Genomic DNA, 15714 nt, shown 5'->3' with positions numbered 1-15714 from the left:
GCTAGTCTGAAGATTAGCCGCCATCACGAATGACGACTCCCGGGCGGCAGAGATCGCCCGGTGCTTCGCAGTCACCCACCACCACGTGGGTAAAGGATGAGGTGTCTATGAAGATCCGAGAACTAGCCCGCCATTGGGAGCAGAACGCCAAGGGTCGCCTGACCCGCAGCGAGTACAGCATTCACCTGGACCTGGAGTCCGCCGCACGCCTTGCCGCGCTGTCCGAGATGTATCCCAAGCGCAGCGTCGAGGAACTGATCGGCGAACTGGTAGGCGCCGCCCTGGAAGAGTTGGAAGCCAGCTTCCCCTACGTCAGGGGCAGCCAGGTGGTCGCTACCGATGAACAGGGCGACCCGCTCTATGAGGACATCGGGCCGACACCGCGTTTCCTGGCCCTTTCACGCCGTTACCTGCAACAACTCAGCGATCAGCGCGACAGCACCAACCACTGATCGAGCGCTGGGGTCGTCACCCTCGTCGATGCACGCCCGGTACGTGCAGGTGGCCGGCGTGCGCGCATTCCTCGCTGGTCACCGGCGGCGGCCCCGGTTGCTCCAGCTCGCGGAGAATGCCGCAGGCTTCGCTTGCGCCCTCCCCGCTGCAGCGCGCGCGCAGGTCATGAAGCTGGTCGCGCAATGACTGCAGCTCAGCGATGCGCACCTCCACATGGTGCAGGTGTTCCTCGATGAGCCGGTTGGCAGTGCCGCAATCGGCCTCGGGACGATCGCGCAAGGCCAGCAGGGCGCGGATTTCCTCCTGGGTCATGTCCAGCGAGCGACAGTGGCGGATGAACGACAGCCGCTCCACGTGGACCGTGTCGTACTGCCGGTAGTTGCCCGCGCTGCGCGAGGGCGCCGGTAGCAGGCCTTCGCGCTCGTAGTAACGGATGGTTTCCACCGGGCAGCCGGTGAGGGTGGCCAGTTCGCCGATCTTCATTGCCGGACTCCGCTTGACTCTGTAGTTGCTACAGGGTGTGCAATGGCCACCGAAGCGTCAAACAGGAATTGACCCATGAGCCACCATTGCTGCCACGACCATGAGCATGCGCCCCGCTCCGCCGCACCGGAACTGGCCGCCGTCGCCGCTACCGCCGAACCGCGCTGGAGCAGCCTGCGCATCGATGCCATGGACTGCCCCACCGAAGAGCGCCTGATCCGCGATGCCCTGGGCAAGGTCCCGGCCATCGAAGAACTGGAGTTCAACCTGATGCAGCGCCTGCTGCGCGTGCGTCACCGCTTCGACGATGTGGAACCGCTGCAGCGCCTGATCGAGAGCCTCGGCATGCAGGCCGTGCCGCTGCGCGAAGGCGCTCCCGCCAGCGCCCCGAAAGAAGCGCAGAAGCCCTGGTGGCCGCTGGCCCTGGCCGGTCTGGCCGCAATGGCGGCGGAAGTCTGCGAGTGGTTCACCCTCACGCCCGAGTGGGTGGTAGCGGCCCTCGCCATCCTCGCCATCCTCGGCGCCGGCCTGCCCACCTACCGCAAGGGCTGGATCGCCCTGAAGAACCGCAACCTGAACATCAACGCCCTGATGAGCATCGCCGTCACCGGTGCGCTGCTGATCGGCCAGTGGCCGGAAGCGGCCATGGTCAGCGTGCTGTTCGCCATCGCCGAACTGATCGAGGCGCGCTCCCTGGAGCGAGCGAGGGACGCGATTCGCGGCCTGCTGCAACTGGCCCCCGAGCAGGCCACGGTATTCGAGGCCGGCCAGTGGCGTGAACGCCCGGCGCGCGACGTAAAGCCCGGCGCCCGCGTGCGGGTACGTCCCGGTGAACGCATCGCCCTCGACGGCGAAGTGCTGAGCGGCCGCTCCAGCGTCAACCAGGCGCCGATTACCGGCGAGAGTCTGCCGGTGGAAAAAGACCTGGCCGACCCGTTGTTCGCCGGCACCATCAACGGCGAGGGCGAACTGGAATACCGCGCCACCCGCGCCGCCGACGACAGCACCCTGGCGCGCATCATCCACGCCGTGGAAGCCGCCCAGGGCTCGCGGGCGCCGACCCAGCGCTTCGTCGACCAGTTTTCGCGCATCTATACGCCGGTGGTGATCCTCATCGCCGTACTCACCGCCCTGCTGCCGCCCCTGCTGTTCGACGGCGCCTGGCTGGACTGGCTGTACCGCGCCCTGGTGCTGCTGGTGATCGCCTGTCCATGCGCCCTGGTGATTTCCACCCCGGTGACCATCGTCAGTGGCCTGGCGGCGGCGGCCCGTGGCGGCATCCTGATCAAGGGCGGCGTGTTCCTGGAGCTGGGCCGCAAGCTGGCCTGGATCGCCCTGGACAAGACCGGCACGCTGACCGAAGGCCGTCCTCGCCAGACCGACATCCAATTGCTGCACGCGGATGAACGCGATCCCCGAGCTGTGGCCGCCAGCCTGGCGGCGCGTTCGGACCACCCCGTGTCCCAGGCCGTAGCCCGTGCCGCCGAAGACGACGGTATAGCGCTCTACGCTGTGGATAACCTGGCCGCCCTGCCCGGTCGCGGCGTCACCGGCCTGATCGAGGGCCGCACCTATCAACTGGGCAATCACCGCCTGGTCGAAGAGCTCAGCCTCTGTTCATCGGCGCTGGAAGCGCGCCTGGACGCCCTGGAAACCCAGGGCAAAACGGTGGTGGCGCTGTGCGGCGAGGACACCGTGCTGGCCCTGTTCGCCGTCGCCGATACAGTGCGTGACAGCAGCCGCGAAGCCATCGGCCAGCTCCATGAGCTGGGGGTGAAGACCCTGATGCTCTCTGGCGACAACCCGCACACCGTGCAGGCCATCGCCAGCCAGGTGGGGGTGGACGATGCCCGTGGCAACCTGCTGCCGGAAGACAAGCTGGCGGAAATCGGCCTGCGCCAATCCTCAGGCGTGCCGGTGGGCATGGTGGGTGACGGCATCAACGACGCCCCGGCCCTGGCACGTGCCGACATCGGCTTCGCCATGGGCGCCGCCGGCACCGATACCGCCATCGAAACCGCCGGCGTTGCCTTGATGGACGATGACCTGCGCAAGCTGCCGCAGTTCATACGCCTGTCGCGCCGGACCCACGCGGTGTTGATGCAGAACATCACCCTGGCGCTGGGCATCAAGGCGGTGTTCCTCGCGCTGACGCTGATGGGCCAAGGCACCCTGTGGATGGCGGTGTTCGCCGATATGGGCGCCAGCCTGCTGGTGGTGTTCAACGGGATGCGCTTGCTGAGGGCGGCACCTTGATGAGAACACCTGCGAAACCCATCGATCCGATGATGGGTTTCGCTCCGCTCTACCCATCCTACGAAAGAGGTCCGGCAAGACAGGCCGTTCGCTCCCAGCAGCCTACTTCAGGGTGTCCTGATAGATCTTCACCATATCCGCCCCAAAGGCCACCAACAGCACCTCACGCAGACCGCTGCCCACCGGCCGCGGCCGCTGCAGCTCGGCCACAGCAATTCGCGCCGCCGCCTCCAGCGGATAGCCGTACACCCCGCAACTGATCGCCGGAAAGGCGATGCTGACCAGCCCTTCGGCTTCGGCCAGGGCCAGGCTGTTGCGGTAGCAGTTGGCGAGGAGTTCGGGTTCGCGGCGAGTGCCGCCGTGCCAGACCGGCCCGACGGTGTGGATCACGAAGCGCGCCGGCAGGCGGAAGCCCGGGGTGATGCGTGCCTCGCCTGTAGGGCAGCCGCCTAGCGTGCGGCAGTGGGCGAGGAGCTCGGAGCCGGCGGCCCGGTGGATGGCGCCGTCGACGCCACCGCCACCAAGCAGCGAACTGTTGGCGGCATTGACGATGGCGTCGACGCTCAGGGTGGTGATATCACCCTGCCAGATTCGAATGTCCATGACGGGTACCTCCAAACGGAGGCTAGCCCCTTATTTGACCTCTTGCGGGGTCTCCTGACCCATGCAGCGCACGGCCTTGCGCTTGTTGTCCACCAGCACGCCGGTCAGGCCCTTCTGCTGGGTATCGAACAGCACCAGCACGCCGTCGATGCACTGGGCGACCTGCGGGGCAGCTTCCAGGGAAACCTTGTAATCCTCGCCCGGGATGGTCTTGAGCATGGTGAAGTCGGACAGCAGCAGGGCGTCCTCCGGTTTGGCGAAGTGAAGGTAGCCGTAGTACCAGAGCACCATCACGGTGCCGACAATGCTGCCGATGCCGGTGAGGATCAGTGGAATGGGGTTGCGTTCGCTCATTGGGGACTCTCTGTATTCGGGACTTCAGCCAGCCGGCGCAGTCCGACGAAGCCTTTCGGGTCTTCGAGGTAAAGCAGCATGACCTGCCGCCAGGTGGGATCGGCGAAGGTCTGCACATGGCCACCGCGGACCGGCTGGAACACCCGCGGCGGGGGCGCAGCTTGATACAAGCGCACGCCGTTGGAAAGAGGCACCACCGGATCGTCGATGCTGTGGTAGATCAGCATGGGCAGGCCTTTCAGCCCGCCGATTGCGCGGATAGCGCTGTCACTATCCGGAATCAGGAAGGACAGCGGGACCTGCAGCGGCCAGGTGACCAAAGCGTTGGAGAGGCTGTATTGGGCCACTTCGCGGTAGCTGGCGGGCACGCCGTCCAGCACCAGCGCCCTGAGTTGCTCGCGCCGCGCAGGGTGTTCGGCAAGATAATGCACCGCCAGCGCGCCGCCGATGCTCTGCCCCAGCAACACGACCGGCTTGCCCTGGACTTCCGGCGCCTGGTCGAGCCAGGCGAAGGCGGCCTCGATGTCCTGGTAGATCGCCGGCAGGCTGGGCGAGCCTTCGGAGCGGCCATAGCCACGGTAATCCAGTAGCAGCACCTGGTAACCCTGCGCCGGCAACCACCAGCTGCCGCCCAGGTGGGTAGCGACATTGCCGCCATTGCCATGCAGGTGCAGCACCGTGCCCTTCACGTCCACACCCGGTTTGGCTGGAAGCCACCAGGCATGCAGGCGCGTACCGTCAGCGGCGGTCAGGCTGATGTCGCGGTACTCCAGCTTGGCCTTCTCCGGGGTGATGGGCAGGTAGCGGTCGGGGTAGAAGAGCAGCGCGCTGCAGCCTTGCAGGAGCAGGACGAAGAGGATCGGCAAGAGGCGGGAACCGGGCATGTGCATTTCCTTCCTGAAACATCACAGGCCAGCCCTGCGGGCTGGTTGGCGAATGAATTCGCCGCTACAGGGTTCGTGCCGCCTTGCAGGGGGAGTGCCTTCGCCCCTGCAGGCTGGTCAGAGGATGTTGGCGTAGTCCGCCTCGATGCGGTCCAGGCTCAGGTGGTTGAGGAAGTTGGAGAAGCACATCCAGGCCGACAGCGCGTTGAGGTCGCGGAACTGCGGCGGCAGGTACTTGGGTGGTACCACCAGCCCCTCGTCCACCAGTTGGCGCAGGGTGCGGGTGTCTTCCAGGGTGGTCTTGCCGCAGAACAGGAGAGGGATCTGCTCCAGCTTGCCTTTGCGCACGGCCAGCTGGATGTAGTTGTAGATCAGGATGAAGCCCTTCAGGTAGGACAGGTCCTTGGTGAAGGGCAGCCCGCCCGGCAGCGAGCCACGGAAAGCACGGCTGGCGTTACCGTAGCTCTCTTCCATGCTGCAGCCCTGCTCGCGGTAGAAATGGTAGATCTCGAGGAAGTCCGCGCCCTCCTCCGCCATGTGGATGGCGCGGGTGCGGTTGGTCAGCCGGCGCAGGCGAGTCGGGTAAGAGGCGAAGGCGATGACCTCCATCAGGATCGCCAGGCCTTCCTGGGTCACGGTCGACGACGGCGGGCCCTTGGAGAGGAAGGTGCAGATCGGCTGATTCTGGCCGTTCAGGGTGGTCCCCACGTGTACCAGCCCTTCGTGGACTTCCAGGGCACGCACGTCGCGCTCGTTGAACATGGCGTCGGCACGCACCTTGATGTAGTCCGCCCCGGCCGCGGCATCCGCGACTATGCCGTCAGACTCGAAAACGCGGATGGTGTCGTCGCCGAACACGGCCGCCAGCCGACTCTGCAGCAAGCCCACGGCGTCCTTGGCGGTGAGGGTCTTGGCCTCGTCCTTGAGGTCGCCGCGATGGGCGATGTTGTTCAGGTAGTCCGAGAGCATCAGGCCGAGGTCGGCCAGGGTCGGGTCGCCGGCATGGAAGGCGTCGGAGGCGGCACCATAGAGTTCCTGGGAGATCAGGCCGAAATCCGCGGTGCCGCGTGCTTCGAGCATGCGGATGACCATGCGGTACTCCTTGCACATGCGCCGCATGATCTGCCCCACCGGGTTGAACTGGCCCAGGTGACGGGTGATATCGCGCTCGATGTTCTGGAATTCCAGCTTCTTCTCGACCGAGTCGAAGGCCAGCGGACGGCTGTCGTAGTAGGCGCGGTCCACCGGGGGCATGGCCTTGCCCTTGTGCTTGAGGAAGCCCTGGCGGACGCTGTCGTCCCATTTCACGGCGTCCAGCACGCGGATCGGCGTCTGCGCCTGGACGATACGGTCCGATAGCGCGCGAATGGTCTTCTGGTAATCGTCTGGCAGCTTGCGGCGGGTCATCGGTGGCTCACTCCTCGGTCGCGCGCTGGTACCGCGCCACTTCGACGAAAACGTCGGAGTTGGCGGGGTCGTCCAGCCAGCCGAAGACCACATCCAGCGGGCTGGTGATGAGCACGCCGTCGCCTTCCGGCATTTCCACGACCTGCCCCTGGAATTTGCCGTCCTGCATTTCCTGCTCGAAACGTTCGACATCCAGGTTGTAGACCACCAACTCGTTGTCGGTGGTCAGCTCGAATCCGGCGATGGCGAAGTTGGCACCAAGCCTCTTCGGCAGACCGGCCGAAAGGTACCAGCGGCGTCCATGGTGGGCGACGGTGAAGCCGAACTCCTCCATGCCCTCCAGGTTGTCCTTGCTGCCCTCGAAGCTGCGTGCCTTGTACAGGTTGGAGCCGGCGCGGCTGACCTCCAGGTACTGGCGCTCGCCCCACTCGTCCTTGCGGGTCCAGTCCCCGAGAAGTGGCATGGGTGCCGGCTCGTTGGCCGGGATCGGATCCTTGAAGGTGACCAGGCAGCCGCCCAACAGCAGGAAGGACAGGGCAACCACGGCACGCCAGACTTTCATTTCGCTCTCCTTGTGATAACGAAAAACCCCGCCTCGGCGGGGTTCGATCTATGCGCCTACAGTCCCATCACCAGGTAAAGGTAGCGTTTCAGGACGGCTCGCATCTCGTCGATGTCGAGGTTTTCCACCCCGTCGAGGAGGCCCTGATATTCCATCCGCAGAATGACGGCCGTCAACACCTTGGCGTCTTGAGTTGGCTCGGCCGAGCCCAGCACCTGGAAGAAATGCTCCGCGCCCTGCGACAGTATCCTGCGATGTGCGTCAGCAAGATTACGCAGGCCGGCGTTGAGCAGCGCTTCCTGGCGGAAGGCGTGTTCGGCGAGCAGTTGGTCGCGGTTTTCCTCCAACTGGCTGCGCACGTACTGGATGGCCAGCTCGACGATCTGGTCGGTCATCGCCCGGCGCGAGTCACCGTCGCGGCTGAGCACCGCAGCCATGGCCTGGAGGTCGTCCTCCACGCTGGCCCAGAAGGCCGCCATCACCGCCGAACTGCGCTCCACGAACTGGGCGAAGGTGTCGGTGATGAGGTCGTTGATGTCCTTGAAGTAATAGGTGGTGGCCGATAGCGGCACCTGGGCCTCGGCGGCCACGGCGCGATGGCGTACGGCACGCACGCCGTCACGGACGATGATGCGCATGGCGGCATCGAGGATCGCCTGGCGGCGCTGTTCGCTGCCCTGGCGGCTGGCCTTGCGGCCCTGGTACTTCACGCTTTCGGCTACCGCGCTGGCCACGCGGGCGGCACTGTCACTGCGGGACGTCTGGTTCAAGACAGGAAACCCTCCGATCTCACTCAAGGTGAAAGTGTTGACCATTTATCCGGCTATTCAATGCTGGGATGGGCAAGATTAAGGCTCTGTCGACCCTGACGAGCGCCAACTAGGAGCGGCGCCGGGGCAAAAGGTTCGCGCGCCGCACGGCAGCCAAGAAAAAACCGCCCGAAGGCGGTTTTTTCTTGCTCCTGCATCAAGCCTGCGGCCGCATGTGCGGGAACAGGATGACGTCTCGAATAGACGGCGAATTGGTGAGCAACATCACAAGACGGTCGATACCGATGCCTTCACCTGCGGTGGGCGGCATGCCGTACTCCAGGGCGTTGACGAAGTCGGCGTCGTAGTGCATGGCCTCGTCGTCACCAGCGTCCTTCTCCTTGACCTGCAGCATGAAGCGCTCGGCCTGGTCTTCGGCGTCGTTCAGCTCGGAGTAGGCGTTGGCGATCTCGCGGCCACCGATGAACAGCTCGAAGCGGTCGGTGACGCTCGGGTCCTGGTCGTTGCGGCGCGCCAGCGGCGACACTTCGAAAGGGTACTGGGTAATGAAGTGCGGCTGCTCCAGCTTGTGCTCCACCAGTTCCTCGAAAATCATCACCTGCAGCTTGCCCAGACCTTCGTGGCCGAGGACCTTGGCACCGGCCTTCTTGGCAATCTCGCGGGCCTTCTCGACATCGTTGAGGTCGGCGGCGGTGATTTCCGGGTTGTACTTGAGGATGGCGTCGAACACGGACAGGCGGACAAACGGCTCGCCGAAGTGGAAGACCTTGTCGCCGTAGGGCACGTCGGTGCTGCCGAGCACCGCCTGGGCCAGCTCGCGGAACAGTTCCTCGGTCAGGTCCATGTTGTCTTCGTAGTCGGCATACGCCTGGTAGAACTCGAGCATTGTGAACTCGGGGTTGTGCCGGGTCGAAACGCCTTCGTTACGGAAGTTGCGGTTGATCTCGAAGACCTTCTCGAAACCGCCGACCACCAGACGCTTGAGGTACAGCTCCGGCGCGATGCGCAGGAACATGGCCATGTCCAGCGCATTGTGATGGGTCGCGAACGGCTTGGCCGCAGCGCCACCGGGGATGGTCTGCAGCATCGGGGTTTCCACTTCGAGGAAACCGCGGTCACTGAGGAAGCGACGGATGTGGGCGATCACCTGGGAACGCACGCGGAAGGTGTTGCGGGTTTCCTCGTTGACGATCAGGTCGACGTAACGCTGGCGATAGCGCTGCTCGGTGTCGGTCAGGCCGTGGTGCTTGTCCGGCAGCGGGCGCAGCGACTTGGTCAGCAGGCGCACGCTGGTCATCTCGACGTACAGGTCGCCCTTGCCGGAACGGGCCAGGGTGCCTTCGGCGCCGATGATGTCGCCCAGGTCCCAGGTCTTGATCTCGGCCAGGGTCTCTTCGGGCAGAGTCTTGCGGTTCACGTAGACCTGCAGGCGGCCGCTGCTGTCCTGCAGGACGATGAAGGAACCACGGTTGAGCATGATGCGACCGGCGACCTTGACCGGGATGGCGGCTGCTTCCAGCTCTTCCTTGGTCTTGTCGGCGTACTCTTTCTGCAGGTCCGCAAAATAGTTGTCGCGGCGGAAGTCATTCGGGAAGGCGATGGCCTTGGCTTCACGCACGGCAGCAAGTTTTTCCTTGCGTTGGGCGATCAGCTTGTTTTCTTCCTGTTGCAGTTCGTGCTGGTCGAGTTGTTGGTCGCTCATGGTCGTTCTATCTGCCTGGCGTCTGTTTCAATTTGGGTAACCGTAGGACCGAGAGGGCGACTCGCCCTTGCTCGCGAAGCGTTCGATGCTCTTCGCGAGCAAGCCCGCTCCTACAAAAGTGTGGTGCGTCAAAGCCCTTGCTTGAGGCTGGCCTCGAGGTATTCGTCGATATCGCCGTCCAGCACCTTGTCGCAGTCGCTACGCTCGACGCCGGTACGCAGATCCTTGATCCGCGACTGGTCGAGTACATAGGAACGGATCTGGTGGCCCCAGCCGATATCGGACTTGGTGTCTTCCAGCGCCTGCGAGGCTGCGGTGCGCTTCTGCATCTCCTGCTCGTACAACTTGGCCCGCAGCATCTTCATGGCGGTGTCCTTGTTGGCGTGCTGGGAGCGCTCGTTCTGGCAGGCCACCACGGTGTTGGTCGGTACGTGGGTGATACGCACCGCGGAGTCGGTGGTGTTCACGTGCTGACCGCCCGCGCCGGAGGAGCGGTAGGTGTCGATGCGCAGGTCCGCCGGGTTGATCTCGATTTCGATGTTGTCATCGATTTCCGGCGAGACGAACACCGCGGTGAACGAGGTGTGGCGACGGTTGCCGGAGTCGAAGGGGCTCTTGCGCACCAGTCGATGCACGCCGATCTCGGTGCGCAGCCAGCCAAAGGCATACTCGCCCTTCACATGGACGGTGGCACCCTTGATGCCGGCGACTTCGCCTTCGGACAGTTCGATGATGGTGGCGTCGAAGCCGCGCTTGTCGGCCCAGCGCAGGTACATGCGCAGCAGCATGTTGGCCCAGTCCTGGGCTTCGGTACCGCCGGAGCCGGCCTGGATGTCCAGGTAGGCGTTGTTCATGTCCATCTCGCCACTGAACATGCGGCGGAATTCCAACTTCTCGAGAATCTCGCGCAGGCGCTCGACTTCGGCAGCGACGTCGTTCACTGCAGCTTCGTCGTTCTCCTCGACCGCCATGTCCAGCAGGTCGCGGGAATCGGCGAGGCCACCGGTGAGGTCGTCCAGGGTTTCGACGATCTGCGCCAGCTGGGCGCGTTCGCGGCCGAGATTCTGGGCGTATTCGGGGTTGTTCCAGACGTTGGGATCTTCGAGTTCGCGGTTTACTTCGACGAGACGATCATGCTTCTGATCGTAGTCAAAGATACCCCCGAATAGACAGGGTGCGATCGGAGAGGTCCTTGATGCTGTTCAGAATCGGGTTGATTTCCATGGCGGAAGCTCTCGCTGGCAAAACTTTCGGAAAAGCCGGCGAGTATACCCGAGTCACTGGAGGCCGGCAGCATGCCAGCCGCGATTTGCGCCGATCCGGCGACGCGCGGGAGCCCTGTGGGAGCGATTTAAATCGCGAATGAATCCGCTCCCACTCCGGTGGTGTCGGTCAGACGAGTTCCTGGCGCACCTGCCGCTCCAGTTCGACCTTGAGTCCCGGATCGAGCCGCAGCTGACGAGCCAGCTCTTCCAGGTAGGCACGCTCCATGAAGTGCTCTTCGTCCACCATCAGCACGCTGGCCAGGTACATCTCGGCGGCCATTTCCGGGGTGGTGGCCGCGCGAGCCACGTCGGCGGGGTCCAGCGGTTTGTTCAGTTCGGCGTCCAGCCAGCGGTGCAGTTCCGCGTCCTGGGTCAGCTTGCCCAGTGCTTCTTCTATAAGCTGGCGTTCGCGGGCATCCACATGGCCATCGGCCTTGGCCGCCGCCACCAGCGCCTTGAGGATGGCCTGGCTGTGCTGCTCGGCCTGGGGCGCGGGCAGGCGGTCGAGGGTCTGCGGTTCGGTTGTTGGCGCGTTCGCCTGCTGGGCCTGCCAGTTGCCATAGGCCTTGTACGCCAGCACGCCAAGCGCAGCCAGGCCGCCATAGGTCAGCGCCTTGCCGCCCAGTTTGCGCGCACTTTTGTTGCCCAGCAGAAGACCCAGTGCGCCTGCCGCCAGAGCGCCACCGCCCGCCCCCTTGAGCAGGCTGCCGAGATCGCCGTTGCCAGACTTGCCGCCCGAGAAGCCTCCCGATTTGCCGCCAGTTTTCTGTTGCAGCAGGTCCTGGCCGGATTTGAGCAGTTGGTCGAGCAGTCCGCGGGTATTCATCGAAGCCTCCAGATAAGTCCAAACCCAAAGATCGACCGACTCTAGCCGCTGGGATTCCCCGCGGCAGTTCACAGTGTGCTTCGAGATATTGCCGCGGGTCCGCAAGGTGGCGGGATTGACAGAATCCATCTAAAAAAGCGAAACGCTCGTTCAGATTTCGATATTCCCTATCCATCGGCCGCCATCCAGACGCGAACCACGCCCATGATGACCCTCCGCCAGATCCGCCACTTCATCGCCGTTGCCGAGACCGGCTCCATCTCCGCCGCGGCCCAGGCGGTGTTCATTTCCCAATCAACCCTGACCCTGGCCATCCAGCAACTGGAGGAAGAGATCGGCGTCAGCCTGTTCAATCGCCACGCCAAGGGCATGTCCCTGACCCATCAGGGTCATCAGTTCCTGCGTCAGGCGCACCTGATCCTGGCGACGGTGGAGAACGCCAAGCGCAGCCTGCAACAGAGCACCGACCAGGTGGCCGGCAGCCTCACCATCGGCGTGACCAGCCTGGTGGCCGGTTACTACCTGGCCGACCTCATCACCCGTTTCCAGCGCGCCTACCCCAACGTGAAAACCCGGGTGGTCGAAGACGAGCGCCCCTACATCGAGCATTTGCTGGTCAGCGGCGAGATCGATGTGGGCGTGCTGATCCTCTCCAACCTGGAAGACCGCCACGCCTTGCAGACCGAGGTGCTGACCCATTCGCCCCATCGTCTCTGGTTGCCGGCCCAGCACCCGCTGCTGGAGCGCGACAGCATCAGCCTGGCGGACGTGTCAGGCGAGCCGCTGATCCAGCTCAACGCCGACGAGATGGGCCTGCACACCCAGCGCATCTGGTCCCGCGCCGGACTCACGCCCCAGGTGACCTTGCGCACCGCGTCGGTGGAAGCGGTGCGAAGCCTGGTGGCAGCGGGCCTCGGCCTGTCGATCCAGCCGGATATGACCTACCGCCCCTGGTCGCTGGAAGGCGACATCATCGAGGCCCGCCCGCTGGTGGACCTGGGCGCCCCACTGGACGTGGGCCTGGCCTGGCGACGCGGTACCGCCCGCCCGACCCTGGTGGACCCTTTCCTCACCGTGGCGCGGGAACAGCCGAACAACCGCAGGCCTTCGATTTAATCGAACGCCACTTTCAATATTTAGAATTTGTCGACCCCAGGCCCGGCCTCTAGTCTCTGCTCCCCATAAGCAGAGGCATGCCGGGCCCACCCAGGGAGCACCGGGATGACTGAAGAACAAAAACCCGAGAAGAAACGAGCCAGCAAGATGACCGGCGCCGCCAGCACACCGACCCTGCACACCGAACTGCTGATCGACGGCCAGCTCGTCATCGGCGAAGGGTTGGCCGAGCCGATCATCAACCCCGCCAGCGGCGAAACCCTGGTAGCCATTGCCGAAGCGTCCATCGAGCAGGTGGAAGCCGCCGTCGCTGCCGCTAACCGAGCCTTCCCCCGTTGGTCGCGCACCACCCCCGCGCAACGCGCCGCCGCCCTGCTGGCCATCGCCGATGCCATCGAGAAACGTGCCGACCAGTTGTCCCGCCTGGAAGCCCTGAACTGTGGCAAGCCGCTGCACCTGGCGCGCCAGGACGACATCCCCGCCACTGCTGACGTGTTCCGCTTTTTCGCCGGCGCCGTGCGCTGCCAGCAAGGCCAGCTCGCCGGCGAGTACATTCCCGGCCACACCAGCCTGGTGCGCCGCGATCCGGTCGGCGTGGTGGCCTCCATCGCACCCTGGAACTACCCGCTGATGATGGCGGCCTGGAAGATCGCCCCGGCGCTCGCTGCCGGCAACACGCTGATCTTCAAGCCATCCGAGCACACCCCGCTGTCGATCCTGGCCCTGGCGCCGGCATTGGCCGAAATCCTCCCGCCGGGGGTGATCAACATCCTCTGCGGCGGCGGCGACAGCGTCGGCAGTCAGTTGGTGAGCCACCCGCGGGTGCGCATGGTGTCGCTCACCGGCGACATCGTCACCGGCCAGAAGATCCTGCAGAGCGCCGCCCGCACCCTGAAACGCACCCACCTGGAACTGGGCGGCAAGGCACCGGTGATCGTCTGCAACGACGCCGATCTCGACGCCGTGGTCCAGGGCGTGCGCACCCATGGCTACTACAACGCCGGCCAGGACTGCACCGCTGCCTGCCGCATCTACGCCCAGGCCGGCATCCACGACCGCCTGGTGAGCGAACTGGGCGAGGCCGTGGCCAGCCTGCGCTTCGCCCGCAAGCGCGACCAGGACAATGAAATCGGCCCGCTGATCAGCTCGCGCCAGCGCGACCGCGTGGCCAGTTTCGTCGAACGCGCCCTGGGCCAACCGCACATCGAACGGGTCACCGGCGCCGCGGTGCATTCCGGCGCGGGTTTCTACTACCAGCCCACCCTGCTGGCCGGCTGCAAGCAGCAAGACGAGATCGTCCAGCGCGAAGTCTTCGGCCCGGTGGTCACCGTCACCCGCTTCGACGAACTGGCCCAGGCCGTGGACTGGGCCAACGACTCCGAGTACGGCCTGGCCTCCTCCGTCTGGACCCAGAACCTGGACAAGGCCATGCAGGTCGCCGCGCGGCTGCAGTATGGCTGCACCTGGATCAACACCCATTTCATGCTGGCCAGCGAGATGCCCCATGGCGGGCTCAAGCGCTCCGGCTACGGCAAGGACCTGTCCAGCGACTCCTTGCAGGACTACAGCGTGGTGCGCCACATCATGGCCCGCCACGGAAACGACCTCTAAGAGAGATAAAAGGCCCTGAAGGCCGGCATCACCTGCTTGATCTGCCCCGACCAATAACGAAAAAGAGGGAACATCATGTCCGTGCGCAAAACCGCCCTGCTCAGCGCAGTGGCCACCGCGATCCTGGCCAGCACCAGCCTCCAGGCCGCCGAAGCCCTGAAACAAGTCGGAGCCGGCGAAGGCCAGCTCGACATCATCGCCTGGCCCGGCTACATCGAGCGCGGCGAGTCGGACAAGAACTACGACTGGGTCACCCAGTTCGAACAGGACACCGGCTGCAAGGTCAACGTGAAGACCGCCGCCACCTCCGACGAGATGGTCAGCCTGATGGCCAAGGGCGGCTATGACCTGGTCACCGCGTCCGGCGACGCCTCGCTGCGCCTGATCTATGGCAAGCGCGTACAGCCGATCAATCCGGAGCTGATCCCCAACCTGAAGAACCTCGACCCGCGCCTGAAAGACGCGCCCTGGTTCACCGTCGAGGGTAAATCCTACGGTACGCCCTACCAGTGGGGCCCGAACCTGCTGATGTACAACACCAAGGCCTTCAAGCAGGCGCCGGACAGCTGGAGCGCCGTGTTCGAGCCCCAGCAACTGGCCGACGGCAAGGCCAACAAGGGCCGCGTGCAGGCTTACGACGGCCCGATCTATATCGCCGATGCCGCTCTCTACCTGAAGTCTGCCAAACCGGAACTGGGCATCCAGGACCCCTACCAGCTCACCGAAGAGCAGTACGCCGCCGTGCTCGACCTGCTGCGCAAGCAACACAGCCTGGTACACCGCTACTGGCACGACGCGACCGTGCAGATGAGCGACTTCAAGAACGAAGGCGTGGCCGCCTCCAGCACCTGGGGCTACATGGCCAACACCCTGAAAGCCGAAGGCCAGCCAGTCGCCACCGTGTTCCCGAAGGAAGGCGTCACCGGTTGGGCCGACACCACCATGCTGCACGCCGAGGCCAAGCACCCGAGCTGCGCCTACAAGTGGATGAACTGGTCGCTCGAACCCAAGGTCCAGGGCGACGTCTCTGCCTGGTTCGGCGCCCTGCCGGCCGTGCCCGCCGGCTGCAAGGCCAGCGCCCTGCTCGGTGCCGAGGGTTGTGCCACCAACGGCTATGACCAGTTCGACAAGATCGCCTTCTGGAAAACCCCGCAGGCCGAGGGCGGCAAGTTCGTCCCCTATAGCCGCTGGACCCAGGACTACATCGCGATCATGGGCGGTCGCTGAACTGGCTGCGCGACCTGATGGCGGCGTTGCGTCCTCACTCGGCGCTTCGCCTACCAGAAGGTATGTCTCGCGCCTCGCTGCGGGGCGCCTTGCCCTCAGGCCGCTCGCTCAGTCCAGCCCTTAGCACGATGAAACCTTCCCTCTCCCTCTGGGAGAGGGAGCTTGTCCGCACCACCTGAAATTCCCGCAGGGCTT

At 64.8% G+C, this 15714-nt stretch carries 15 protein-coding genes; 5 read left to right on the top strand and 10 right to left on the bottom strand.

What is annotated here, in order from left to right; genetic code table 11:
* Positions 1-107: 107 nt before the first annotated feature.
* Positions 108-452 (top strand): pilin assembly protein, encoded by a 345-nt coding sequence (locus tag G559_RS0106160; protein WP_028627407.1) that lies wholly within the window; start codon positions 108-110, stop codon positions 450-452.
* A 16-nt stretch (positions 453-468) separates the two neighbouring features.
* Here G559_RS0106160 and cadR read toward each other — a convergent pair whose 3' ends face one another.
* Entirely contained in the window at positions 469-936 is a 468-nt protein-coding gene (gene cadR, locus G559_RS0106155; RefSeq protein WP_028627406.1) for a Cd(II)/Pb(II)-responsive transcriptional regulator, read from the bottom strand.
* Positions 937-1011: 75 nt separating this feature from the next.
* On the opposite strand from cadR, the gene G559_RS0106150 reads away from it, so the two are divergent.
* Positions 1012-3192: a heavy metal translocating P-type ATPase gene (locus G559_RS0106150; protein ID WP_028627405.1), complete on the top strand. Its 2181-nt coding sequence runs from the start codon at positions 1012-1014 to the stop codon at positions 3190-3192.
* A gap of 102 nt (positions 3193-3294) precedes the next feature.
* On the opposite strand, the gene G559_RS0106145 is transcribed toward G559_RS0106150, so the two are convergent.
* From G559_RS0106145 to G559_RS0106105, 9 genes are all read right to left on the bottom strand, one after another.
* Positions 3295-3795: an O-acetyl-ADP-ribose deacetylase gene (locus G559_RS0106145; protein ID WP_028627404.1), complete on the bottom strand. Its 501-nt coding sequence runs from the start codon at positions 3793-3795 to the stop codon at positions 3295-3297.
* Between the two features lie 30 nt (positions 3796-3825).
* Positions 3826-4149 (bottom strand): hypothetical protein, encoded by a 324-nt coding sequence (locus G559_RS0106140; protein WP_028627403.1) that lies wholly within the window; start codon positions 4147-4149, stop codon positions 3826-3828.
* Positions 4146-5039 (bottom strand): alpha/beta hydrolase, encoded by an 894-nt coding sequence (locus tag G559_RS0106135; RefSeq protein ID WP_028627402.1) that lies wholly within the window; start codon positions 5037-5039, stop codon positions 4146-4148. Before G559_RS0106135 ends, G559_RS0106140 begins: the two co-directional genes overlap by 4 nt.
* A gap of 111 nt (positions 5040-5150) precedes the next feature.
* On the bottom strand, positions 5151-6440 hold the full coding sequence (locus tag G559_RS0106130; protein WP_028627401.1) for a flavohemoglobin expression-modulating QEGLA motif protein: 1290 nt from the start codon (positions 6438-6440) through the stop codon (positions 5151-5153).
* Positions 6441-6447: 7 nt separating this feature from the next.
* On the bottom strand, positions 6448-7002 hold the full coding sequence (locus G559_RS0106125) for a hypothetical protein (protein WP_028627400.1): 555 nt from the start codon (positions 7000-7002) through the stop codon (positions 6448-6450).
* A gap of 56 nt (positions 7003-7058) precedes the next feature.
* On the bottom strand, positions 7059-7772 hold the full coding sequence (locus tag G559_RS0106120; protein WP_028627399.1) for a TetR/AcrR family transcriptional regulator: 714 nt from the start codon (positions 7770-7772) through the stop codon (positions 7059-7061).
* Positions 7773-7968: 196 nt separating this feature from the next.
* The gene (lysS, locus tag G559_RS0106115) at positions 7969-9474 is read right to left on the bottom strand and encodes a lysine--tRNA ligase (protein WP_028627398.1); all 1506 of its coding nucleotides are present in this window, start codon (positions 9472-9474) and stop codon (positions 7969-7971) included.
* Positions 9475-9602: 128 nt separating this feature from the next.
* A protein-coding gene (prfB, locus tag G559_RS0106110; RefSeq protein WP_137822185.1) for a peptide chain release factor 2 occupies positions 9603-10698 on the bottom strand; the annotation gives its coding sequence in 2 pieces (ribosomal slippage) (positions 9603-10625 and positions 10627-10698; 1095 coding nt in all).
* Between the two features lie 168 nt (positions 10699-10866).
* Positions 10867-11565, bottom strand: coding sequence for a tellurite resistance TerB family protein (locus G559_RS0106105; RefSeq protein ID WP_028627396.1), 699 nt, complete (start codon positions 11563-11565; stop codon positions 10867-10869).
* Positions 11566-11769: 204 nt separating this feature from the next.
* Here G559_RS0106105 and G559_RS0106100 point away from each other — a divergent pair, with 204 nt between their 5' ends.
* From G559_RS0106100 to ydcS, 3 genes are all read left to right on the top strand, one after another.
* Positions 11770-12681: a LysR family transcriptional regulator gene (locus tag G559_RS0106100; protein WP_028627395.1), complete on the top strand. Its 912-nt coding sequence runs from the start codon at positions 11770-11772 to the stop codon at positions 12679-12681.
* A gap of 105 nt (positions 12682-12786) precedes the next feature.
* Positions 12787-14292: a gamma-aminobutyraldehyde dehydrogenase gene (locus tag G559_RS0106095; protein ID WP_028627394.1), complete on the top strand. Its 1506-nt coding sequence runs from the start codon at positions 12787-12789 to the stop codon at positions 14290-14292.
* A gap of 75 nt (positions 14293-14367) precedes the next feature.
* Entirely contained in the window at positions 14368-15519 is a 1152-nt protein-coding gene (ydcS, locus tag G559_RS0106090) for a putative ABC transporter substrate-binding protein YdcS (RefSeq protein ID WP_028627393.1), read from the top strand.
* Positions 15520-15714: the final 195 nt, after the last annotated feature.

Source organism: Metapseudomonas resinovorans DSM 21078 (assembly GCF_000423545.1).
In the GTDB taxonomy this organism is placed as follows: Bacteria; Pseudomonadota; Gammaproteobacteria; order Pseudomonadales; family Pseudomonadaceae; genus Metapseudomonas; species Metapseudomonas resinovorans.
This window is presented reverse-complemented; position numbering and strand designations above follow the sequence as displayed.

Bases quoted from the DNA above. Each gene is read 5' to 3' on its own strand.
- G559_RS0106160 (WP_028627407.1), top strand. From the start codon at position 108: ATGAAGATCCGAGAACTAGCCCGCCATTGGGAGCAGAACGCCAAGGGT.
- cadR (WP_028627406.1), bottom strand. From the start codon at position 936: ATGAAGATCGGCGAACTGGCCACCCTCACCGGCTGCCCGGTGGAAACC.
- G559_RS0106150 (WP_028627405.1), top strand. From the start codon at position 1,012: ATGAGCCACCATTGCTGCCACGACCATGAGCATGCGCCCCGCTCCGCC.
- G559_RS0106145 (WP_028627404.1), bottom strand. From the start codon at position 3,795: ATGGACATTCGAATCTGGCAGGGTGATATCACCACCCTGAGCGTCGAC.
- G559_RS0106140 (WP_028627403.1), bottom strand. From the start codon at position 4,149: ATGAGCGAACGCAACCCCATTCCACTGATCCTCACCGGCATCGGCAGC.
- G559_RS0106135 (WP_028627402.1), bottom strand. From the start codon at position 5,039: ATGCACATGCCCGGTTCCCGCCTCTTGCCGATCCTCTTCGTCCTGCTC.
- G559_RS0106130 (WP_028627401.1), bottom strand. From the start codon at position 6,440: ATGACCCGCCGCAAGCTGCCAGACGATTACCAGAAGACCATTCGCGCG.
- G559_RS0106125 (WP_028627400.1), bottom strand. From the start codon at position 7,002: ATGAAAGTCTGGCGTGCCGTGGTTGCCCTGTCCTTCCTGCTGTTGGGC.
- lysS (WP_028627398.1), bottom strand. From the start codon at position 9,474: ATGAGCGACCAACAACTCGACCAGCACGAACTGCAACAGGAAGAAAAC.
- G559_RS0106105 (WP_028627396.1), bottom strand. From the start codon at position 11,565: ATGAATACCCGCGGACTGCTCGACCAACTGCTCAAATCCGGCCAGGAC.
- G559_RS0106100 (WP_028627395.1), top strand. From the start codon at position 11,770: ATGATGACCCTCCGCCAGATCCGCCACTTCATCGCCGTTGCCGAGACC.
- G559_RS0106095 (WP_028627394.1), top strand. From the start codon at position 12,787: ATGACTGAAGAACAAAAACCCGAGAAGAAACGAGCCAGCAAGATGACC.
- ydcS (WP_028627393.1), top strand. From the start codon at position 14,368: ATGTCCGTGCGCAAAACCGCCCTGCTCAGCGCAGTGGCCACCGCGATC.